General features: G+C 58.7%; 21 protein-coding genes, 5 tRNA genes and 1 pseudogene. 7 read left to right on the forward strand and 20 right to left on the reverse strand.

Annotated elements, in window-relative coordinates:
- Positions 1-69 precede the first annotated feature (69 nt).
- From DWZ52_RS05515 to DWZ52_RS05530, 4 genes are all read left to right on the forward strand, one after another.
- Entirely contained in the window at positions 70-1992 is a 1923-nt protein-coding gene (locus DWZ52_RS05515) for a BMP family ABC transporter substrate-binding protein (protein ID WP_118385092.1), read from the forward strand.
- The gene (locus tag DWZ52_RS05520) at positions 1989-2699 is read left to right on the forward strand and encodes a metallophosphoesterase (RefSeq protein WP_117639531.1); all 711 of its coding nucleotides are present in this window, start codon (positions 1989-1991) and stop codon (positions 2697-2699) included. Before DWZ52_RS05515 ends, DWZ52_RS05520 begins: the two co-directional genes overlap by 4 nt.
- 231 nt (positions 2700-2930) lie before the next feature.
- Positions 2931-3491 carry an RNA polymerase sigma factor gene (locus DWZ52_RS05525; RefSeq protein ID WP_117583099.1) on the forward strand — a complete coding sequence of 187 codons (561 nt, stop codon included), beginning with the start codon at positions 2931-2933 and terminating at the stop codon, positions 3489-3491.
- A complete protein-coding gene (locus DWZ52_RS05530) occupies positions 3472-4602 on the forward strand; it encodes a DUF4179 domain-containing protein (RefSeq protein ID WP_118385093.1) in 1131 nt (376 codons plus the stop codon). Before DWZ52_RS05525 ends, DWZ52_RS05530 begins: the two co-directional genes overlap by 20 nt.
- A 351-nt stretch (positions 4603-4953) precedes the next feature.
- On the opposite strand, the gene DWZ52_RS05535 is transcribed toward DWZ52_RS05530, so the two are convergent.
- The 19 genes and pseudogenes from DWZ52_RS05535 to disA all read right to left on the reverse strand — a co-directional run bounded on the left by DWZ52_RS05535 (position 4954) and on the right by disA (position 17459).
- Positions 4954-5619 carry an isocitrate/isopropylmalate family dehydrogenase gene (locus DWZ52_RS05535; protein ID WP_226790685.1) on the reverse strand — a complete coding sequence of 222 codons (666 nt, stop codon included), beginning with the start codon at positions 5617-5619 and terminating at the stop codon, positions 4954-4956.
- A pseudogene (locus tag DWZ52_RS05540) lies at positions 5528-6247 on the reverse strand (hypothetical protein). The gene DWZ52_RS05535 and the pseudogene DWZ52_RS05540 overlap by 92 nt, the downstream one beginning before the upstream one ends.
- Positions 6248-6559: 312 nt before the next feature.
- The gene (rplA, locus tag DWZ52_RS05545) at positions 6560-7267 is read right to left on the reverse strand and encodes a 50S ribosomal protein L1 (RefSeq protein ID WP_022093892.1); all 708 of its coding nucleotides are present in this window, start codon (positions 7265-7267) and stop codon (positions 6560-6562) included.
- A gap of 117 nt (positions 7268-7384) precedes the next feature.
- Positions 7385-7813, reverse strand: a complete 429-nt coding sequence (rplK, locus tag DWZ52_RS05550; protein WP_022093893.1) for a 50S ribosomal protein L11 — start codon at positions 7811-7813, stop codon at positions 7385-7387.
- 120 nt (positions 7814-7933) lie between these two features.
- Positions 7934-8470: a transcription termination/antitermination protein NusG gene (nusG, locus tag DWZ52_RS05555; RefSeq protein ID WP_006234984.1), complete on the reverse strand. Its 537-nt coding sequence runs from the start codon at positions 8468-8470 to the stop codon at positions 7934-7936.
- A 3-nt stretch (positions 8471-8473) separates the two neighbouring features.
- On the reverse strand, positions 8474-8812 hold the full coding sequence (secE, locus tag DWZ52_RS05560) for a preprotein translocase subunit SecE (protein WP_089572519.1): 339 nt from the start codon (positions 8810-8812) through the stop codon (positions 8474-8476).
- A gap of 76 nt (positions 8813-8888) precedes the next feature.
- A tRNA-Trp gene (locus DWZ52_RS05565) sits at positions 8889-8964 on the reverse strand.
- Between the two features lie 13 nt (positions 8965-8977).
- Positions 8978-9127, reverse strand: coding sequence for a 50S ribosomal protein L33 (gene rpmG / locus DWZ52_RS05570; RefSeq protein WP_022093895.1), 150 nt, complete (start codon positions 9125-9127; stop codon positions 8978-8980).
- Between the two features lie 279 nt (positions 9128-9406).
- Positions 9407-10597, reverse strand: coding sequence for an elongation factor Tu (gene tuf, locus DWZ52_RS05575; protein WP_117563790.1), 1191 nt, complete (start codon positions 10595-10597; stop codon positions 9407-9409).
- Positions 10598-10693: 96 nt separating this feature from the next.
- Positions 10694-10770: transfer RNA gene (locus tag DWZ52_RS05580), tRNA-Met, on the reverse strand.
- Positions 10771-10773: 3 nt separating this feature from the next.
- A tRNA-Thr gene (locus DWZ52_RS05585) sits at positions 10774-10849 on the reverse strand.
- Between the two features lie 10 nt (positions 10850-10859).
- Positions 10860-10941 (reverse strand) — tRNA-Tyr (locus tag DWZ52_RS05590).
- 713 nt (positions 10942-11654) lie between these two features.
- Positions 11655-11729, reverse strand: a tRNA-Thr gene (locus DWZ52_RS05595).
- 225 nt (positions 11730-11954) lie between these two features.
- Positions 11955-12632 carry an NYN domain-containing protein gene (locus tag DWZ52_RS05600; RefSeq protein WP_006234978.1) on the reverse strand — a complete coding sequence of 226 codons (678 nt, stop codon included), beginning with the start codon at positions 12630-12632 and terminating at the stop codon, positions 11955-11957.
- A 3-nt stretch (positions 12633-12635) separates the two neighbouring features.
- Positions 12636-13550: a 23S rRNA (guanosine(2251)-2'-O)-methyltransferase RlmB gene (rlmB, locus tag DWZ52_RS05605; RefSeq protein WP_117820782.1), complete on the reverse strand. Its 915-nt coding sequence runs from the start codon at positions 13548-13550 to the stop codon at positions 12636-12638.
- A 186-nt stretch (positions 13551-13736) separates the two neighbouring features.
- Positions 13737-15203 carry a cysteine--tRNA ligase gene (cysS, locus tag DWZ52_RS05610; RefSeq protein ID WP_118385094.1) on the reverse strand — a complete coding sequence of 489 codons (1467 nt, stop codon included), beginning with the start codon at positions 15201-15203 and terminating at the stop codon, positions 13737-13739.
- A 3-nt stretch (positions 15204-15206) separates the two neighbouring features.
- Positions 15207-15701: a 2-C-methyl-D-erythritol 2,4-cyclodiphosphate synthase gene (gene ispF, locus DWZ52_RS05615; protein WP_118385095.1), complete on the reverse strand. Its 495-nt coding sequence runs from the start codon at positions 15699-15701 to the stop codon at positions 15207-15209.
- The gene (gene ispD / locus DWZ52_RS05620; RefSeq protein ID WP_118385096.1) at positions 15691-16419 is read right to left on the reverse strand and encodes a 2-C-methyl-D-erythritol 4-phosphate cytidylyltransferase; all 729 of its coding nucleotides are present in this window, start codon (positions 16417-16419) and stop codon (positions 15691-15693) included. Before ispD ends, ispF begins: the two co-directional genes overlap by 11 nt.
- Positions 16419-17459 carry a DNA integrity scanning diadenylate cyclase DisA gene (gene disA, locus DWZ52_RS05625; RefSeq protein ID WP_006234973.1) on the reverse strand — a complete coding sequence of 347 codons (1041 nt, stop codon included), beginning with the start codon at positions 17457-17459 and terminating at the stop codon, positions 16419-16421. Before disA ends, ispD begins: the two co-directional genes overlap by 1 nt.
- A 236-nt stretch (positions 17460-17695) precedes the next feature.
- Here disA and DWZ52_RS05630 point away from each other — a divergent pair, with 236 nt between their 5' ends.
- From DWZ52_RS05630 to DWZ52_RS05640, 3 genes are all read left to right on the forward strand, one after another.
- Entirely contained in the window at positions 17696-18274 is a 579-nt protein-coding gene (locus tag DWZ52_RS05630) for a manganese efflux pump MntP family protein (protein ID WP_118385097.1), read from the forward strand.
- A 120-nt stretch (positions 18275-18394) separates the two neighbouring features.
- The gene (locus DWZ52_RS05635; protein WP_199409662.1) at positions 18395-18865 is read left to right on the forward strand and encodes a helix-turn-helix transcriptional regulator; all 471 of its coding nucleotides are present in this window, start codon (positions 18395-18397) and stop codon (positions 18863-18865) included.
- 3 nt (positions 18866-18868) lie between these two features.
- The gene (locus DWZ52_RS05640; protein WP_117583112.1) at positions 18869-20173 is read left to right on the forward strand and encodes a type II toxin-antitoxin system HipA family toxin; all 1305 of its coding nucleotides are present in this window, start codon (positions 18869-18871) and stop codon (positions 20171-20173) included.
- 127 nt (positions 20174-20300) lie between these two features.
- Here DWZ52_RS05640 and DWZ52_RS05645 read toward each other — a convergent pair whose 3' ends face one another.
- A complete protein-coding gene (locus DWZ52_RS05645) occupies positions 20301-21758 on the reverse strand; it encodes an aminoacyl-histidine dipeptidase (protein ID WP_117583113.1) in 1458 nt (485 codons plus the stop codon).
- Between the last annotated feature and the right edge of the window lie 41 nt (positions 21759-21799).

Below are 21799 nucleotides of genomic sequence, written 5' to 3' on the forward strand. Positions count from 1 at the left end.
TTTGTGGTGGTTTCGCATCGTGGTACCATGGTTCATATCGTTGTTTAAACGACTAAGGGAGTAGACACCATGGAAGAGGCCTATCGTCAAGCGCGCAAGCGCGGCGAACAGGGACGCCGTCGCGCCATCAGCCAAAGCGAGCATCCATATCTTACGGACCTCGACAGCTTGGTCGCCCAGCTTCCCTGCGGGCAGCGCGAGAACATCGGCCTGCGGGACATTCCGCTCGAAATGGTCGTCGGCACGGTTACCAAAGGTCGCCAGTCCGCCTTTTCGTGTAACTTTATGCCGCTGCTCCCCTGGAATACCGAATTCGCCCGCAAATGGTCCAACCTCTACGATATCCAAATCTCCGAGGGCTACCGCGACCCCATCATCGTCACCGAGTTCATGCACCGCTTTTACGTCCAAGAGGGCAACAAGCGTGTCAGCGTCCTCAAATTCCTTGACGCTCCGACGGTTTCGGCCAAGGTGACGCGTCTGTACCCCGGTAAGTGGGATTCCGTCGAGAGCCGCCTGTACGGTGAGTTTTGCGCCTTTTGGTACGTATGCCCCCTGTACGAGATTGAGTTTTCGCGCGAGGGCAGCTACGAGATGCTTGCCAAAATGCTCGGCCAAGATCTTGTCGAAAAATGGCCTCAAAAGAAGGTCGACTACCTACGTCACACCTTCCTGCTCTTTAAGCGCGCCTATCTTCGCGCGGGCGGCGACCACTTGGACATTACGCCTGCCGATGCCATGCTCGTCTACCTCAACGTCTACAACCAGGACCGTCTGCTGGATACGCCGACGGATATCGTCGTCAACCGTCTGTGCAAGATTTGGCGCGAGCTTGTCATTGCCGGCAAAAGCGACGAGGACAAAGTCGATCTTGTCGAAGCGCCGCAGCCCAACGAGAAAGAGGGCGCACCGACAAAAGCTACCTCGGGCGTGCTCAACTTCTTTATGAGCAAGACCGTCTACTCCACTGCCAATCCCATGCGAATCGCCTTTATCCACGAGTTTCCCTGTGCCACGTCGAGCTGGGACAGCCTACACGACCAGGGCCGCCGGTATCTTGATGAGCACTTTGGCGGCATCGTGCGCACCGAGGCGTTCGAGGACTGCCACGATTCGGACGTGTTCTACGCCGCCGTCGAGACAGCCGTAAAGCACGGGGCGAACGTCATCTTCTCGACCTCACACCGGCTCATGGAATACACGCTCAGGGCGTCAGTCGAGTATCCCCAGGTGCGGTTCCTTAACTGCTCAATCGGCCTTCCCCACCAAAGCGTCCGCTCGTACTTTGGAAAGATGTACGAGGCCAAGTTCCTACTGGGCGCCCTTGCCGCCAGCATGGCCGACAACCACCGTATTGGCTACCATGCGTCGGTCTTCGCCTCGGGCGCGCTGAGCGAAATCAACGCCTTCGCTATCGGTGCCTCGCTGCTCGACCCTCGTGCGCAGATTATCCTCACTTGGGGAGATGTTCCCGCCGGCGGTCTTGCCGAAGCCATGTGTCGCGAGGGCGTGAGCGTCATGACCGGCGCCGATATGTCCAAGTCTCTCGAGGACCCCACCGCCTACGGGCTTCACCGTCTGGTAAACGGCAAGGAAGTTACCGGTATTGCTATGCCGGTATGGAACTGGGGCCGTTACTACGAACTCATCGTACGCAGCCTACTGCACGGCACATGGGACGAGACCGCCGATGACCAGCAGGTGCGCGCCGTCAACTACTGGTACGGTATGAGCTCCGGCGTCATCGATATTCGCTACGCTCCGGGCCTACCCTATCAGACGCGTAAACTTGTGCAGCTGCTTCGCAACGGCATTGTCGAGGGCTCCATCAACCCATTTGGCGGCGAGCTCCACAGCCAGGACGGCGTGGTTCAGATTGAGGGCTTCCCTCCCCTGCCGAGTACGCAGATTGTCGAGATGAACTGGCTGGCTGACAACGTTATAGGCTCGATTCCGCAGCTCGATAACAAGCCGGAGGTCCGTGCCCTATGAATATCCTAGCCATTGCCGATGTAGAGGAGCGCTGCCTGTGGGAATGTTTTCGCAAGGAGCGCTTTGAGGACGTTGACCTGATTCTATCCGCAGGCGACCTGGATCCGGACTATCTTGAGTTTTTGGTCACTGTCATCAACAAACCGCTTGTGTACGTTCGTGGCAACCACGACGACCGCTACGCGCGCCATGCACCGGGCGGGTGCATTTGTGTTGAGGACAGCGTATATGTGTACCGAGGTATTCGCATTGCGGGTCTGGGCGGTTCCATGCGCTACCGCGACGGCGCGAACATGTATACCGAGCGCGAGATGGCAAAACGCATGCGCAAGCTATCGCGAAAAATCGCACTGGTAGACGGATGCGATATTCTACTTACCCATGCACCCGTCGCAGGCATGGGCGACCTGGACGACCTGCCGCATCGAGGATTCGAGTGCTTTAATGCGGCTCTTGAGTCTTGGGGTCCCGACTATATGATTCACGGGCATGTGCACCAAAGCTACGGCCCCAACTTTCAACGCGAGCGCCAACACCCATGCGGAACGAAGATTGTCAACGCCTGCGGCTATACCAAGATCGAAATTGACGAGGCGCGCTACCCCACGCGCGGTTGGAAGGCCGCTTGGCTCAACTCGCAAACCATGCGCCGCGAGCTCAAACGCCACGAAGCAATCGAGTCTTCAACCGCCAGAACCCCCTGGTAACTGCCAACAACCACCACGAAGGGGATAGGCACCTTTATGGTGGTTTTGCTGACTCGTCCGACCTGTCCATCACGGTGCTTGTGTAATTAACGAGAACACTCATTGTTTTGTAAGGACGGCGCTCACGTGCCGTCTTTTTTGTCAACTTATGCAGTCTCGACCGTGTTGTATGTAGAGGGACCTCGCGAGACGCCTTCCCTATATCCACCACGACCAATTGGAGGTGACACTATGCCTGCACGCCGTAACCGCAATAGCACGCTCCGATGCGATGCCGATCAGATCGAGCGGGAAGCAAAGCGCTTGGTCGACACGTATTCCGACCTCATCCTTCGATTGTGCTATTCGGCCCTTGGATCCGCTGACGACGCTCAAGACATCTGCCAGGACACGCTGATCAAGATTCTCCAACGCACTCAACCGTTCGACTCGCTCGAACACGAACGTGCTTGGGTGATCCGAGTCGCACTGAACGCATGTCGCGATATCGGCCGTACGCACGCGAATCACCCGGTTGTCGACCTCGATTCGCTCCCCGATTTCTGCGCACCCGTAACACATACCGAGCAAGAATTCGCGCAACGCGACTGCGCCATTCTTTCCGCTGTCACGGCCCTGCCTCAAGCACAGCGCATCGCCATCTTTTTGCACTACTACGCAGGCATGAGCATCAGGGAAATCGCAGACGCCGTTCACGCGACGCCAGCTGCAACCGCCCAGCACCTTAGCCGCGGACGTGCGTCACTTCGGCTTTCCTTGAAAGGAGACCACAATGACTACGAATTCGAATGACTATCGCCACGCCCTGGAGCACATTTCGTTTACCGATAATGCGAAGCAGCACATGGCAAACTCGATTGCTCAGTCCGTCGCCTCAAGCGATGCGGCGACCGCTCAAAGCAACTTTAATGGCACGCGACGCAAGCCGCGCATCGCCCGCCATCCCGTAAGAACAGTCGCTCGCATTGCCGCTGTAACGGCAGTCCTCGCTATCGTCATTGGAGGCGCTGGCACGGCTATGGCAACAGGCGTCCTGCCGCTTCCTTCTGACATGCTTTCCGACATCTTTGACGGACCTGCTTCTCAAACCGAGATCATCGACCGTATTGGCCGGCCCGTCGGTGCTAGCTGCTCCAACAACGGAGTCACCGTGACCGCCGACGCCATCATGGGCGACAAGGATATGGTTACCATCGCCTATACGCTTACGTTCGACGATCCCGCTGCCCTGAAAAAGCTTTCCGAGCCGGGCGAGAACGGAACTATCGCCGGAAGTGTCGATGGAAACGTATACGTTGATGGCGAGCATGGCGGCCAAGGCCAATCATGGCTCATTGACAAGAACCCCAATGACTCCAGCATTCAATACTTTGCACAGTTCAGCGTTGAATCACCCGGCCTTATGGGCAGGACCGTCCGCACGCATATCAACTCTCTCGTTGTGCCACGTGCTGGCAAAGAGCTTCCCGAGTATAAGAAAATACTTACGGGCCCATGGGATCTTAAGTTCCAGCTGAATTACGAAGATACATCCGTTACGATTCCCGCGCCCAAATCGGTCAACTTTAACGGCACCAAGGCGACGATTCAAGAGGCCACCGTATCCTGCGTTGGCGTTTCAGTCCGCTACAACATAAATCGTTCCATCGAACACGACAACAACAGCGGCAAGATGTCTCAAAACATGGAGGAGTCTATGGATGCCGTTGGCAACATACCCCTCATCGTGACGTTCAAAGACGGTCATGTTGAGGACGCAACCAGCCACAGCGGCTATTTCGCAAATAAACTGGATAACGGCACCACTGATGTCCACAAGACCTGGCCGTTCTCGCAAGTTTGTGACACAGACAAGATTGCAAGCGTACAAATTGGCGATACGGTCATTCCCATGAATTCGTAACGCTACGCGGCTCGTATATGCACCCGGTTCCGCACTTCGCGTCTAAAGATGCGCTGTCATCGAGCAGCGTGAGCGCAAGGCCGCCCGTATGGTCGGCTGGGAACACCTCGTTGCGCTAAAAACCACCACGAAGGGGACCGGCACCTTTGTGGTGGTTTTGCTGACTCGTCCGACCTGTCCCAACGGTTTGTCTCAATCTGTAACAGGTAGGGCCCAAATAATCGGTTAGCTGTTACAGATCGAGACAGACCACGGATGCTCAGCCGAAAATCTCAATCTGTAACAGGTAGGAACGATTTTGCCCCTTAGATGTTACAGATTGAGATATTTGACAGCTTGAATCGGCATCGCCTACAGCGCGGCGACGACCTTGTCGCCCATCGTCGTGGTGCCGAGGATCTTATCTGCCGGGGTGTTGACATCGGCGATGTCACGGGTGCGCCAGCCCTCGTCGAGCACGCGCGCCACGGCGCTCTCGATCCACGCGGCTTGCTCGCCCATGTCGAGCGCGTAGGTCAGCAGCATCGCCACCGACAAGATTTGAGCCAGCGGATTGGCCACGCCGAGCCCCGCGATGTCAGGAGCGCTGCCAGCGCTCGGCCCAAACAGCGATACGCCATCATCCAGCGAGGCAGAGGCAAGCATACCGAGCGATCCGGTAATCTGAGCCGCCTCATCGGACAGGATGTCGCCGAACATGTTCTCCGTCACCACGACGTCAAAGTCTGCCGGTCGACTGATGAGCTGCATGGCGGCGTTGTCGACGAGCAGGTCCTCAAGCTCCACGTCGGAGTACTCCTCGTCTTGCACGCGATGCACGATCTCGCGCCACATGCGGCTCGTCTCCAGCACGTTGCGCTTATCAACGCTCGTCACCTTGCCGCGACGTTTGCGCGCCGCCTCAAATGCCTGGCGCGCAATGCGCTCAATCTCGTACTCGCGATACTCCATCACGTCGACCGCACGCTGACCGGCCGCACCCGCAGCGCCCGCGCAGGTCACGGATGCGGGCGCCAAAGTCCCACGGCATGTTGTAGCCCATCGTATCGGGGATGTTCACGACCGTGGCACCGGCCTTTACGGCCGCCTCGATAATGCGCACCAGAAACTCCTGATCGGAGCGGCCGGCATCCTCAGCATAAAACTCAACATCGTCAACGAACTTGCGAGCATGTTTGACGGCATGGATCGCTCACTCAATTGCCCTTTCCTCAGTCATATGGAGCTTGTCGCGCAGGTGACTGGTGCTCACACCCAGCCCTGTATGGATACGGGGCCTCTGGGCCGTTTTGAGCGCCTCTGCAGCCACTTCGATATCCCTGTCGACAGTGCGCGTCAGGCCGCATACCGTGCATCGGTCGCCCGCAATCTTGCCAATCTCCTGTACGGAGCGAAAGTCACCAGGACTCGAGATGGGAAAGCCCGCCTCGATAACGTCCACGTTCATGCGCACCAGCTGGCGGGCGATGAAGAGCTTTTCCTCGGTATTCATGCTGGCGCCCGGCGACTGCTCACCGTCGCACAGGGTGGCGTCAAAGATTGTGATTTTGCGGCTTATATGTTCCTCCTGATTGACCGTTTTATGACAGATGGCTTTCAGGAGAGAGAGAAGGCCTAGAGATAGAAAAATACCCGTGTCGCTCATCACGCCTGAAAGCGGCAGACGATAGCGCACCCGGGTACAACAAATCGTTATAGCGAGATTACAACCCTAGCGCGCTATCCAATCTAGTAGCGCTAGGCCTAGGAGCTGTTGCGTGTTCTTAAACATGTTGGGCTCCCTTCGGCCTCGGGTAGTACTACATCGCGCTAAAGTACAACACAAGTAAAACCACCACAAGGGTGCCTGTCCCCTTCGTGGTGGTTTCGTTGACTCAAAAGCAAGAAACCCGGTCCTGCACGAGGCAGAACCGGGTTTCTTTAGCAATGCTTGCTTTGCTCAGGCAGTAACTAAAAGTTACTCAGCCAGGAAGTCGCGCTGGACAGCGGGATCGACCTTGACGCCAGGGCCCATGGTGGAAGACACGGAGATGGACTTGACGTACTTGCCCTTAGCAGAAGAGGGCTTGACGCGCAGGATCTCGGTGTACAGGGCAGCGTAGTTCTCAACAAGCTGCTGCTCAGAGAAGGACTTCTTGCCCAGGGGCACGTGGCAGATGCCGTAACGGTCGGCGCGGTACTCAACGCGGCCAGCCTTGAGCTCGGAGACCATCTTGGCGACGTCCATGGTCACGGTGCCGAGCTTGGGGTTCGGCATGAGGCCACGGGGACCGAGGATCTTACCAATGCGGCCAACCTTGGCCATCATGTTCGGCGTAGCGATAGCAGCGTCGAAGTTGATCTCGCCCTTCTGGATCTGGGCGACGAGCTCGTCGGAACCGATGATGTCGGCGCCGGCAGCCTCGGCCTCGCGGGCCTTCTCGCCCTCGGCGAAGACAGCAACACGAACGGTCTTGCCGGTGCCGTGAGGCAGGGAGATGGAACCACGGATGTTCTGGTCAGCCTTACGAGTATCGATGCCCAGACGGAAGTGGGCCTCGACGGTCTCGTCGAACTTGGCGGTGTCGAGCTCCTTGATGAGCTTGGCAGCCTGAAGGGGGGTGTAGAGCGTGGCGCGGTCGATCTTCTCGGCAGCGGCGTTATAGCTCTTACCATGCTTAGCCATGTGCATTACCTCCTGTGGTTAAACGGGCGTGAGCCCTCCCACATCGTATCGTGTGCCCTATTGCACACATATAACGGTCGCCCCGGTCGGAGCACCCGTCATTACCTAAAGAAATCGCTACTCAGCGATGGTGACGCCCATGGAACGGGCGGTACCGGCGATGATCTTCTTGGCGGCGTCAATGTCGTTGGCATTGAGGTCCGGCATCTTGATCTCGGCGATCTTGGTGAGCTGCTCCTGGGAGAGCTGACCAACCTTGTCGGCCTGGGGCTTAGCGGAACCAGACTTGAGGTTCAGCTCCTTCTTGATGAGGTGAGCCGCCGGCGGGGTCTTGGTGATGAAGGAGAAGGACTTGTCCTCGTAGACAGAGATCTCAACGGGGATGATGTCGCCCTTCTTGTCCTGCGTCTCGGCGTTAAAGGCCTGGCAGAACTGCATGATGTTCACGCCAGCAGCGCCCAGAGCGGGGCCGACGGGAGGAGCGGGGTTAGCTGCACCAGCAGGAATCTGGAGCTTAATGACGTTGGCAACCTTCTTCTCAGCCATGGTCATTCCTTTCGAATCACGAGTGTGAAGTACTTGCTATATCGTAAGCACGCACGTGTTAGAAGCACTCCTGAGATGAGCAGTCACAGAAGAAGCACGCTCGCGCGAACGGACGAAAACTTAAGCGATGACAGCGACCTGGTTAAAGTCGAGCTCGACCGGCGTCTCGCGGCCAAAGATCATCAGCGTGACCTTGAGCTTGCCAGCCTCGGTGTTAACCTCGGAGACCTTGCCATCAAAGTCGGTAAGCGGGCCATCGGTGACGCGGACGGACGTGCCGACCTGAATATCAACCGAGGTGCGCTTGGGCGAATCGCCCTTACCGGGACGACGAGTCATCTTGTTGTACTCGTCGCGGGAAAGCGGAGCGGGCTTGCCGTTGCCGCCTAGGAAACCGGTGACGCCGGGCGTGTTGCGAACACACGTCCACGCATCGTCATCCATCTCCATGCGAACCAGGACATAACCCGGAAAGATCTTAGAATCCTTGGTCTCGCGCTTGCCACCCTCTTTGATCTCGGTGACGCGCTCCATAGGAATCTCGATATCAAAGATACGGTCCTGCATGCCCATGGTCTCGATACGATGCTCGAGATCGGACTTAACGCGGTTCTCGTATCCAGAGTAAGTGTGAACGACGTACCAACGCTTAGACATGGTTTAGCCCCTCAATCCAGAGAACAGAGCAAGAGCCTCGCCAAAGCCAGCATCGAGCAGAGCGATGACGACGCCGACGACGATCAGAGAAGCGCAAACGACGACCGAGTAGTTCACGAGCTCCTTCTTATCGGGCCACGTGACACGCTTCATCTCGGACTTCACCGAAGCGAAATACTTCTTGGTGCGGGCGAAGAAACCAGGCTTCTCGTTCTTCTTAGACTTCGCAGCCTTCTCGCTCTTCTTGGCAACGGCCTTCTTGGCCTCAACCTTGGAGTTGGCGGCAGCGTTGTTGGCAGGCGCCTGCTGCTGTGCCTTCTTCTTGTTCTTCTTGTTGGCCATTTGGGTTACCTCCGCGCAATGCGCTTATACATGAGTAAACCGTAAGCCCCCAAGTGGGAGCTTACGGAATAATGACTGGCACGCCAGGAAGGACTCGAACCCTCAACACTCGGTTTTGGAGACCGATGCTCTACCAATTGAACTACTGGCGTATATGACTAGAGACTAGCGAGTCTCTTTGTGCAGCGTGTGGTGACGGCACCAGGGGCAATACTTCTTGATCTCCATACGATCAGGCATGGTCGACTTGTTCTTGGTGGTCGTATAGTTGCGGCGCTTGCACTCAGTGCACGCAAGAGTAACTAGAGTACGCATGTATCCTGAACCTTTCATTTCCGCCCCGTACGGGCACGAGTTGTTACTTTATCAGCTCCACGTAAGTGCTGTCAATGAAAACCTCGAGTCAATTGGTTCTCGGTGGATCCATTCATATTTGGAACACATCAATGAAGCCATCGAGATCTAATCGACGGTGCATCCAGGACCATTATCGATCCTCTCGACACCAGCAACGGCTCAATATCCATTGCAGAAAAGAACCCGGCACCCAAATAAGTGCCGGGTTCTCTAAGTCAGCTATATCAAAGAGCTAATTTACTCAATGATCGTGGAGACGATGCCCGAACCGACGGTGTGGCCACCCTCGCGGATAGCGAAGCGCAGGCCCTCCTCCATGGCGATCGGGTGGATGAGGTCGCCCTCGATGGTGATGTGGTCACCAGGCATAGCCATCTCGGTGCCCTCGGGGAGCTTGACCGTACCGGTAACGTCGGTGGTACGGAAGTAGAACTGAGGACGATAACCATCGAAGAACGGGGTATGACGGCCGCCCTCCTCCTTGGTCAGAACGTAGATCTCACCGGTGAACTTGGTGTGCGGGGTAACCGAACCGGGCTTGCAGAGAACCTGGCCGCGCTCGATGTCCTCGCGCTTGATGCCGCGGAGCAGCAGACCGACGTTGTCGCCAGCCTCGCAGAAGTCCATGGACTTACGGAACATCTCGATACCGGTAACGACGGTGTTCTGGGTATCCTTGATGCCGACGATCTCGACGGGCTCGTTGAGCTTGAGCTCACCGCGCTCGACACGGCCGGTAGCAACGGTACCACGGCCGGAGATGGTCATAACGTCCTCAACGGCCATCAGGAACGGAAGGTCGTTGTTACGAGCAGGCGTCGGGATGTACTCGTCGACGGCGTTCATGAGCTCGCGGATAGCGTCCATCCACTTGGCGTCGCCCTCGAGAGCGCCCAGAGCGGAACCACGGATGACGGGGATGTCGTCGCCGGGGAAATCGTACTCGGAGAGGAGCTCACGGGTCTCCATCTCGACGAGGTCGATAAGCTCGTCATCGTCGACCATGTCGCACTTGTTCAGGAAGACGACGATGTAGGGAACGCCGACCTGACGGGCGAGCAGGATGTGCTCGCGGGTCTGAGCCATGGGGCCGTCGGTAGCGGCGATGACCAGGATAGCGCCGTCCATCTGAGCAGCACCGGAGATCATGTTCTTGACGTAGTCAGCGTGGCCCGGGCAGTCAACGTGAGCGTAGTGACGGGCAGCAGTCTCGTACTCGACGTGGGAGACGGAGATCGTAATGCCGCGCTCGCGCTCCTCGGGAGCCTTGTCGATGTTCTCGAACGCAGTGAAGTCAGCCTTGCAGCCCTCGGTCTCGGAGAGAACCTTGGTGATGGCGGCGGTCAGCGTGGTCTTGCCGTGGTCGACGTGACCAATGGTGCCGATGTTAACATGCGGCTTAGTGCGCTCAAACTTCTCTTTGGCCATAAAGCCCTCCTCTAAACAGGTCGTCCCCGGACGGGACTTTGCCTTTATACCATAGTGGCCTCTCAACATACTATTGAGAAGCCACCGTGTTACCTATGGTAGCGGTGACTGGATTCGAACCAGTGACGCCACGGGTATGAACCGTGTGCTCTAACCAACTGAGCTACACCGCCGGATGGAGCCTGCAACCAGACTTGAACTGGTGACCTCTTCGTTACCAACGAAGTGCTCTACCGACTGAGCTATACAGGCACTTGACGGGTGGGAGCTATAGGATTCGAACCTATGTAGGCAGAGCCAACGGGTTTACAGCCCGTCCCCATTAACCACTCGGGCAAACTCCCAATCGTTCAAGTATCCGCAGGTCCTTTGGTCTTTTGGACCGCCGCCCCCGCGAACGAAAAAGATAATACGATGCAACCTTGGGGGCTGTCAACGAAAACCTCTAGATACACGGTTCCGGGCGTATCTATATAGCCGTGACCTGCGGTTTTGTTGAGTTTGGATGTGAAGGACGGTGGATTTGGCTGCGCTGGTGACATTTCCCGAGCGAATACTTTGGTGTAGTGGAGTACACCTTCAGGATCGGACTTCGATAACAGCCTATTTGCACCTATATATAGGTCGAGATCGGGCTTCCGTGGCAGATTCGAGCGTGGATTTTCTCCCGTTTGAAATCGAGCGTGGATAATCTCCCACTATTGGCGTGCCCCCAAGGCCAAAGTGGCAGATTATCCACGATCATTCACTAAGCGGGAGATTTTCCACGCTCGTACGTCCGATAATCCACGCTCAGGGGGGGGCAGCCGAGCTCGACACGGCTTTTGTCTCGATCTGTAACATATAGAGAACATTTTCTCCCCTATCTGTTACAGGTCGAGATATTACGCAGAGACCTCCGCTTACGTCTCATTCTGTAACAGTAAGAAAGGTTTTCAGCTTCTTCGTGTTACAGATCGAGTCAAACCTGAAGCTTGGTTGGCGCCAAACACGCTGACTTATCGACATAAATAGAAACGGGCCCTGTCCCTCAGGGGGACAGGGCCCGAAACTCTCATGGAGCCAGTGACAGGAATCGAACCTGCAACCCACTGATTACAAATCAGTTGCGCTACCGTTGCGCCACACTGGCACACTTGGCGCTTTCGCGCGAAGCCAGTTAAGAATAAAGGAATTACGGACGGGGCGCAACAGACCCTTCGACCGACCACATCTCAAAACTATTCGTCAGAACGAATAGTTTTATCTGTTCGCCAGAACCAAAAACTATTCGTTTTGGCGATGCCAAGCCGCAACCCATTGATCACAAACCAGTTGGTTGGTCAATCGAGAAAGCAGCTCCCCATAGAAGGTTTACCTACCTCCCGCGCAGGGCCTTGAGCTTGGCCAGGGCATCGGGGCTCAGGCGGCTGCCCAGAGTCATCTTGATCTGCGGAGCTTCCTCGGCCTCGTGAACGTCGTTATCGATCTGTTTGATCTCGTCCACCAGCATGCGGCTCGAGATACGCGTGACACCCTTGCCCATGACGACGGCTTGAATTGTGCCGTCACTCGATACCACGGAGCACGCGCGGCCCTCCTCACGTGCCTCGATGCAGAGCTTCTGCACCACGGTGTCGGCAGAGACGCCCGTCGGCGAGAACTCGATACGCACGCCGCGGGCCGGCAGGTTGGGGCGCTCGCTGGAGATATTGCCCGCACCGTCGAACACGATTACGGCCTCGTAGCGGCCCTGGGCAAAGGCGGCGACGTCGTTGATGAGCGCCGTGCGCGCCATATCGTGGACGTCGCTGGAATACGGATCGTCGGAATGGTCGTATACGAGCTTTTCGTAGCGCGGCGTGCAGTGGATCACGTTGTAACCGTCGACCACCAGCAGCTCGGGCTTATTGGAGTGCACCGTCGAGACCGGATCGGCGATGGCCTGTGCAAACGCATTGCCGCCCACGCCATAGGTCGCGGCCGAAACAATCGGCTTGGCCGAGCCCTCGCCAAAGCGCTTGGCCTTGGACTTGGCACGGTTCTTTTTGGACATGCGCTACTCCTCCCCCATGAGCTCGCCGGCGTTGCGGCGCAGCCACTCAAAGCACAGCGCCGTGGTCGCCTGGGCAACATTGAGGCTCTCGGTCATGCCGCGCTGGGGAAGCTTGGTCAAAAAGTCGCATTTCTCGAGCACCAGGCGCGAGATGCCGTCGCCCTCGGACCCCATGACGAGCGCCACGCGACCCTCGAAGGGAGCATCCCAGCAACTGCCTTCGGCGTGCTCGGAAGCACCGCCCACCCAAAAGCCAGCGGCCTTGAGGTCGTCGAGCGCACGGGCGATGTTGGGCACCTGCGCGATAGGCAGGTGCATGACGGCACCGGCAGAGGTCTTGTAGCTGCCCACGGTCACGCCGGCGGCACGCTTGTTGGCAATGATGACGCCCGCAGCACCCACGACCTCGGCGGAGCGCACAATGGCGCCAAAGTTGCCGTCGTCGGTCACGTGGTCGAGCACGACGACGAGCGCCGGGCCATCGCCCGCGCGGTCGAGGATGTCGGCGACGTCCGCATAGGGGAAATTGCCAACCTCGAGCGCAATGCCCTGGTGAGCGCCATGGCTCGACAGTGCGTCGAGCTGCGCGCGCGGCACATACTTAATGCGGACACCCGCGGCGTTGAGGTCGTCGACCAAGCGCGACAAGGCGGCATCGCGCTCCCCGCCCTCGGCAATGAGCGCGCATTTGATGGGAAAACCGGTGCGCAGCGCCTCGGCGGCAGCACGGCGACCTTCGATAAACTCGCCCTTGGGAGCCTGGGCGCCCTCGCGATTACGATCGCGCTGCGGACGCGCGGCCTGGGTGCGATCGCGCTGGCCCTTGGGAGCGGCAGCGCGGTCATTGCGGCGAATCGGACGCGAGCCAGAAGCAGTCTGCTTGCCACCACGAGGCGAACGCCTGCGATTGTCGGCCATAAAGCGACCTCCTAAATACAACTATCAAACGAAACAAAATAAACGACCGCCCATGAATATTAATTCGGGCGGTCGGTACGGGTTTTCCAAGTGCCCGAGATTGCCGTGAAAGAGGAGCGACGCGTACTTGAGTACGCGAGCGACGGTTTGAACGGCAAGATCGGGCACTTGGAAAACCCGCAGGGATTAGAGAGATTTAATACGAGTGCCCGCGGCAGTATCTTCAATCGTCAGGCCCAGGTCCTTGAGCTGATCGCGGATGGCATCTGCCAGATCCCAGTTCTTGGCGGCACGGGCCTCGGCACGAGCCTCGAGAATCTTGGCAGCTGCCTCGTCCACGTCGTCACCCGTGTAGGCAACCAGGCCGGCGGCAACGCCCAGCAGGCCCAACGGCAACTCGACCTTAGGCTCGGGAAGCTCGATGCCAAACGTATCGAGCAGCTCGGCCAGCGTATCGGCGGCAGCCAGGGCTGCGGCCTTGTCGGCAGCATCGCCCGCCTGCTCCAGGTACTGGTTGCACTCGGTCACAAAGCCAAAGACGGCACCCATGGCACCGGCGGTGTTAAAGTCGTCGTCCATGCACTCCTTAAAGGCGGCACGGGTCTCGGCGGCCTTGTCGGCAAACGCCTCGGATGCTGCCTCATCGGCGTCGGCCGTTGCGTGATTCGCGGCCCAGCGCAGGTTCTCGACCGTACCGGCGATACGCGTGAGCGAATTCTCGGCACCCTCCAGGCGCTCCCAAGAAAAGTCGAGCGGCGAGCGATAGCTCGTCTGCAGCATCAGCAGGCGCAGGGCCGCGGCAGAGTGCTGCTCGAGCACCTCGGCCAGCGTAAAGAAGTTACCGAGCGACTTGGACATCTTCTCGCCGTCTACCAGCAGCATGCCCGTGTGCATCCAGGTGTTGGAGAAGCCCTGGTGCCAGGCGCAGGTGGCCTGGGCGCACTCGTTCTCGTGATGCGGGAAGGCAAGGTCGGAGCCACCGCCGTGGATGTCAATCGGGGTGCCCAGGTAGCGGTGCACCATGGCGGCGCACTCGGTGTGCCAACCGGGACGGCCCTCGCCCCAGGGGCTCGGCCAGCTGGGCTCGCCGGGCTTGGCGGCCTTCCACAGGGCAAAGTCGAGCGGGTCGTTCTTGTCCTCGTTCTCCTCGATGCGCGCGCCAACCATAAGGTCGTCGATGTTGCGGCCCGAAACCTGGCCATAGTTGGGATCGCTGCGCACGGCAAAGTACACATCGCCGTTATCGGCTGCGTAAGCGTGGCCCTGCTCGATAAGCGTCTTGATCATGGCGATCATGGGGCCGATCTCCTTGGTGGCGCGGGGGCGCACATCGGGATCGAGCACGTTGGCGGCGCGCATGACGCCGATGAACTTGTCGGAAAACTCCGTCGCGACCTCGGCAGCCGTACGGCCCTGCTCGTTGGCGCGATTGATGATCTTGTCATCGACATCGGTGAGGTTCTGGGCGAACGTGACCTCGTAGCCGCTCGCGATGAGCCAGCGTCGAATCACATCGAAGCTGATGAACGTGCGGGCATTGCCGATGTGGATGTTGTCGTAGACCGTGGGGCCGCACACGTACATGCGGACCTTGCCGGACTCGATGGGCTGGAACTCTTCCTTTTTATGGGTAGCGCTGTTGTAGATACGCATTCGTTACTCCTTAACGGTTTTCTGTAGCAGGCAGACGGCCCAGGCGCCGATTCCCTCGCCTTGGCCTTCCCAACCGAGCTTTTCGGTCGTGGTGGCGGCGACGCCCACATTTTCGACGTCAACGCCCAGGGCATGGGCAAGGTTGGCGCGCATGGCATCGCGGTGCGGGGTGATTTTGGGTTGCTGACAGGCAATGGTGCAATCGGCATCGACAAACTCAAAGCCCAGCTCGCGCGCATAGTCCATCACGCGAGCGAGCAACACCATCGAATCGGCACCCTCGTAGGCGGGATCGGTGTCGGGGAATAGCTTGCCGATGTCTCCCCCGCGGCAGGCGCCCAGAATGGCGTCGGCCAAGGCGTGTGCGAGTACGTCGGCATCCGAGTGGCCCAGCAGGCCGCGCTCGTAGGGAATGTCGCCCCCGCCGATGATACATCGACGCCCCTCCACCAAACGGTGGACGTCGTAGCCGTGGCCAATGCGCAGGTTACTGAACATGGGGAAGGTCCTCTCCCTCGGCCATGCGGCCAAGCAGAATCGCGGTTACGGGACGCAGGTCCTCGGGCACCGTCACCTTAAGGTTATCGCGCGGGCTCTGGACACAGCGGACGCGCCCGCCCATGCGCTCGACCAGCGATGAATCGTCGGTACCGATAAAGCCCTCGACGATAGCTGCGGTGTGGGCGCGCTTCATGGCGTCGACGCTAAAGATCTGCGGCGTCTGTGCAGCCCAATAGAGCTCGCGCGGCGGCGTCTCAACGATATTATCGCCGTCGACGATTTTGAGCGTGTCGATCGCGGGCTGACCGCACACGACACCGTCGAGCGAGCGGTCGCCCACAAGCACGTCGATAGCGTGATCGATGGCCTCGGTGGTAATGAGCGGACGAGCGCCGTCGTGAATGGCGACATATTCGAAACCCGCCGGAACCGCATGCACGCCGGCGCGGGTGGAATCCTGACGGGTATCGCCGGCATCGGCAAAGCTGATGGGCGTGTCATAGTCAAACGGGTCGATGGCCAGGCGGCGCATCTCGGCACGGCGCTCGGCAGGGCAAACCACGACGATGTGGCCGACCTTGTCGCTACGATCGAACGCGCGGATGGACCAGCTCATGAGCGGACGGCCCGCCACGTTAACGAGCTGCTTGCCGCCGGGATTTCCAAAGCGCTGGCCGCTGCCGCCGGCAACGACCACGGCGCATACGGGCGCCATTATGCGTTCCCCTGTTTGGTGCCCTTCATGCGGTACAGGGAGTCCGCAAGAATGGCAGGGTTGTTAACGCCAAAGTCGCCCAGGCGCTCCGGATCCTCGCTGATGTCGTCCATGAGCTCCTGCAGCGAGCCGTACTCGTCGACGATCTTCTCGGCCACGCCGTCGCGCACGACGGACACGCGCGAAAGCGTGCGCAGGCCCAGCGGCGTCATGACGGAGTCCTCGTCCAGGTCGTCATAGCCCAGAACCGCCGCCACGTGTTGCGGGTCGGACAGATCCTTAGGCGTCATGCGAGCGAGCTCAGCGCGGATCTTCTCGGCGTTGGCCTCAGAGGAATCGCTCGCGTAGTCGCGAATCATCAGGTCGTACTCGGTATCCATACTGGAGCCGGCGAGCTGCTCGAGCTGCATCTGCACGAGTTTGCCCTGGTTGCCCAGCTTGACGATGCAATCCTTAAGCTCGGTCTTTGCCTGCTGCATGATCTCGAAGCTCGAGAAAATACCGGTGATGTCGGCGAGCGTAACGTAGTCGTCGAGCTCGAGGGCCGTCAGGCGCAACAGGGAGCGATCGAGCGACTGACGGGTAGTCTGGAGCGTGGCGACGAGCTGGTTGACCGAGCTCATGATGGTGGTGACGGGCTGGATCTCGTAGCTCTTGCCGTGAACGTACACGTTAACGACGGCACGACGGGCCGAGACCGAGATCACGATGGCATCGGTGAGCACCGACATGCGAGCGGCGGTGCGGTGACGCATGCCCGTCTCGCTCGTGGCAAGCGAGGGATCGGGATTGAGGTGGAAGTTGGCGCGCAGGATCTGGGTGAGGTCGCCGTCGATGACGATGGCACCGTCCATCTTGGAGAGCTCGAACAGACGGTTCGAGGTGAACGAAATGTTGAGCGGGAAGCCGTCGTTACCGGCAGCGAGCACGTTTTCGGTGTCACCGACGCAGATAAGGGCACCCAGGTGCCCGGCGATGATCATGTCGAGGGCGGTGCGGATCGGCTGACCAGGTGCCGTCAGGCGAATAGCCTGTTCCATACGCTTTTGCAGCTCGTTCTTATCCAAGGCATCGCTCCCATCGTATACGCTCCATAAACGCTAAATAGTTTCTCACGGTTTGTCCCTGCGGCGCTTGCGAAATACGATGCTTACAGAATGAGCGAACACAGCTGAGAGCCCAGCCCAAATCAGCTGTTCATGTGGTAGCATCGGGATTCGCATAAATGAGGGAGTAGTCGCGTAATCGGGCTCGCCCGCAGAGAGGGAGCCAAACCATGGGACTCGCCGAGCTCGTATTGCTCGCCATCGGCCTTTCGATGGACGCCTTTGCCGTTTCCATCTGCAAGGGCCTTGGCATGAAAAAGATCAACCTTAAAGTCGCCGTGGTGCTCGGCCTGTTCTTTGGCGGGTTTCAGGCCGGCATGCCCGTAATCGGATGGGCGCTTGGCAGCCAGTTTATGGGCATCATCGGCCCCATCGACCACTGGATCGCCTTTATCCTGCTCGCCTTCATCGGCGGCAAAATGCTGTGGGAGGCCTTTACCGAGGACGAGGATGAAGGCGACGGCAAGGATGCCGAAAAGATTGACCTGGTCGAGTACCTGATCCTCGCTATCGCCACCTCAATCGACGCCCTAGCCGTGGGCATCTCATTTGCCGCGCTCTCGGTCGACATCGTGCCCGCTGTATCGCTTATAGGCATCACAACGTTTATCTTCTCCGTCGCCGGCGTGGCGATTGGCCACACCTTTGGTGCGCGCTACGAAAAGCCTGCCACCATCGTGGGCGGCATCGTGCTTATCCTCATCGGGCTTAAAATCCTGCTTGAACATCTGGGGATTTTGGCGCTGTAAAACACCCTTCAAAACTAAACGTCCGTGCAAGGCCTCATGCAGAGTTTTGCATGAGGCCTTTTCGTGCAGACTTTTGCATGTCATACTGATATGCAAAAGTCTGCACGTTAGGAGATCGCCGTGGATACCCTTCCCATCACCACACCGCGCCAAGCTGGCATCTACGTGCGCCAGGCACGCGAGTCGCAGGGAATCACCCGTGCGGCCCTCGCTAAAAAAGCCGGTGTTTCGGAGCGCCTGCTCGCATCGCTCGAGCTGGGCGACGCTACGGGTATTCGGCTCGATAAGTTGCTGATGATTTTCAATGCTCTTGGACTGGCACTCGCCGCTCAAGGGGATATCGGCGAAGCGAAAAACGAGCGACCAGTCGACGCCCCGCATGCCAATCCGCTGCCTCGCAGCATCCCTAGGCGCCATCACGCTCAACGTCCTCATCATCGCAACCGTCGTAGTACCGCCATTCCGGCTCTTGCAGATGTCCCCTTTACATCCGCACTCTACGACGAGGTCTTCGCCGATTTCGCCATGTCCAATCTCGGAGTCTCGATTGCCGCAAACGCATCTAGCCAAACCAAGCCCGAAGGGAAATAGCCAATGGCCAGAACATCACTTCGGACCATTATTTGCGGCGTGCCTGCGGGAACGCTCACGCAAGATGAGAACGGTCTTATCAGCTTTACCTACGATCATGACTATGACGGGCCAGCCCTATCGACCAACATACCCGTATCGAATCGCACATACGGACAACAGGTCATGAATCCGTACCTGTTTGGCCTTCTACCCGACAGCGAAGACCAACGAAAAGCGATTGCCGCCGAATTCGACGTTAGGCCCAACAATCCCGTTGCGTTGCTCAGCCATATCGGACTCGACTGTCCGGGCGGCGTGCAGTTTTGTGCCGAAGAAGATGCCGACGCCGTCCTGCATCGCGTTGGCGAATACCGCCCTATAGACGACCACGAAATTGCTCTCCGTCTCAAGTCGATCAGAGATGACCGCGATGCATCGTGGATGGGTCTAGATGAAAGTTGGTCACTTGGAGGCAACCAGGGCAAGTTCGCGCTCGCGTTCATAAACGGCCGCTGGTGCGAATGCATGGGCTCCTCGCCCACGACGCATATTTTAAAAAATGGCGTTATCGGATTTAAACTCGAGGCTCTCAATGAGTTTGTCTGCATGAAAAGCGCCCAGCGCGCCGGTATCGCAACGGCAAACGTCGAATATCGAATGTTTGAGGACGAACCTGCCCTCATTGTTGAGCGCTATGACCGCGTGAAAGTCAAAGACGGAACGATCAGGCGTCTACATCAAGAAGACCTCTGTCAGGCACTTGGGGTGATGCCCGCCCAAAAGTACACGGCAGACGGCGGCCCGACCACACGCGATATTCAGGAGCTCCTCGTAAATACGAGCCACCATCAACTTAACCTGTATCTGTTTACGCAGATACTGTTCTTCAACGCCATTATCGGCGCACCGGATGCGCACGCGAAAAACTATTCCCTGCTCCTTGGAAACGACGGCGCAGCCATGATGGCTCGTATGTACGATGTCGCGTCGGGTTTGGCGTATGAGCGCATGCGCCGCCGGGCGCGCCTCGCCATGAGCGTTGGCGGCGAAAATCGTGTGGGGCGCATCGGTCCAGGCGCTATCCGCCGATACCACGGTATGGGCGACCCCGCGCTGGAGGCGGCGCTTACCGATGCCGGGCTATCCGAGAAGTTTTGCTTTGCAACCATGATGGACCTCGCCCACGAGGTACCCATTTGCATGGAAGAGGTCATGGACGAATACGCCGACCTGCCCGGCATGGCGGACCTGCGCGAGCATATGCTCGGCCCCGTCCGCGAAAACTGCCAGCGCACCCTCGACCTCATCAAGGCGGATATGGGCTAGACGCCAATCAATTTCCCATTTCTTAAAAGAAGAGAGGGGGCACCCGTCGCAAAAGCTCGGATGCCCCCTCTCGTAATGTCATTTGCAATCCGCTAGCACGTAGCTCAGACTGCTGCTAGCGCAATCTTTACGCAGCGAGGCGCTTGAGAACGTCGATGAGCAGCTCATAGAAGCGCTCGGCAGAAGCGAGCTCCATGCTCTCGTCCGGGGTGTGGACATCGGAGAGCGTCGGGCCCACGGCGATGGCGTCCAGGCCGTGCAGGGCCTCGGCAAACAGGCCGCACTCAAGGCCGGCATGGATGGACTCGATGCGCAGCTCGGAGCCAAAGAGCTCGCGATAGCTCTCGACAAAGACGTCGCGGACCGGCGAATGCTCGGCATAGCTCCAACCGGGATACTCGAACTCAAACTTGGCGTCGAAGCCCAAGACATCGGCCAGCGTCTGCAGGCGGTCCTTGAACTCGTTCTGCAGCGAGGTGATCGAGGAGCGCGGGGACAGCATGATCTTGACCTGGTCGTCAGAGGTGGCAACCACACCGATGTTGGAGGAAACCTCGACGGAGCCGTCGGTGGCGACGTTGCGGCGGATCACGCCGTTAGGGGCAAGACGCAGGGCGCGGATGAGGGCAAGCGCAGACTTCTGGTCCATGGCCTCGACCTCGGTGTCGTCGGCAATCTCGACGGTGCAGGTAAAGCCGGGGTCGAAGACCTCGAGCTCGGCGGTGACGTCGGCGATGATGCCCTTTGCGATCTGGGCCGCGGCCTCGGCGGCAGCGTGGTCGGCGTAGACCAGCTCGGCCTTGCACTCACGGTTGATGGCGTTGTCCTTGGTGCCACCGTTAAAGCTAACGATGGCGGGCTCGCCGGCAACCATCAGGCGGTCGATGATGCGGGCCATGATGAGGTTGCCGTTGCCGCGCTCCAGGTGGATATCACTGCCGGAGTGACCGCCCAGCAGGCCGGAGATGTCAAGCGTGAGGGTGCTACCGGTCTTATGCTCGCGCGCGATCGGGCAGGTGTAGGTAACGACGACGCCGCCGGCGCAGCTGACGGTGGCAACGCCCTCTTCCTCGGAGTCAAGGTTAATCATGGTGCGGGCGCTAATCTGGGACTTGTCGAGCGTCTCGGCGCCGACCAGGCCAGTCTCCTCGTCGGTGGTGAATACGCACTCGAGGGCCGGATGAGCAATCGAATCGTCGTTGAGCACGGTAAGCATAAGCGCGACGGCGATACCGTTGTCGGCGCCCAGGGTGGTGCCGTTAGCGGTGAGGACGCCGTCCTTGACGACCAGGTCGATACCATCGGTCGTAAAGTCGTGCTCAACGGAGCCCAGCTTGTCGCACACCATGTCGATATGGCCCTGCAGCATCACGGTCGGGGCATTCTCGGCACCGGCAGATGCGGACTTGCGAATGATGACGTTGTAGACCTCGTCCTGGTACACATCGAGGCCGCGCTCCTTGGCAAACGCAACCAAGAAATCGCTGATGCCCTTCTCGTTGCCAGACCCGCGGGGAATCGCGCTGACCTCCTCAAAGAAATGGAACAGCTGGGCGGGCTCGTAGCCGGTGATCTTGTAGTCCATGGTGCCTCCTTGGCGCAACTGGTTAGACAATAAGACATGCG

Origin of the sequence: Collinsella sp. AF33-16, assembly GCF_003475325.1 — a bacterium.
Lineage (GTDB): Bacteria > Actinomycetota > Coriobacteriia > Coriobacteriales > Coriobacteriaceae > Collinsella.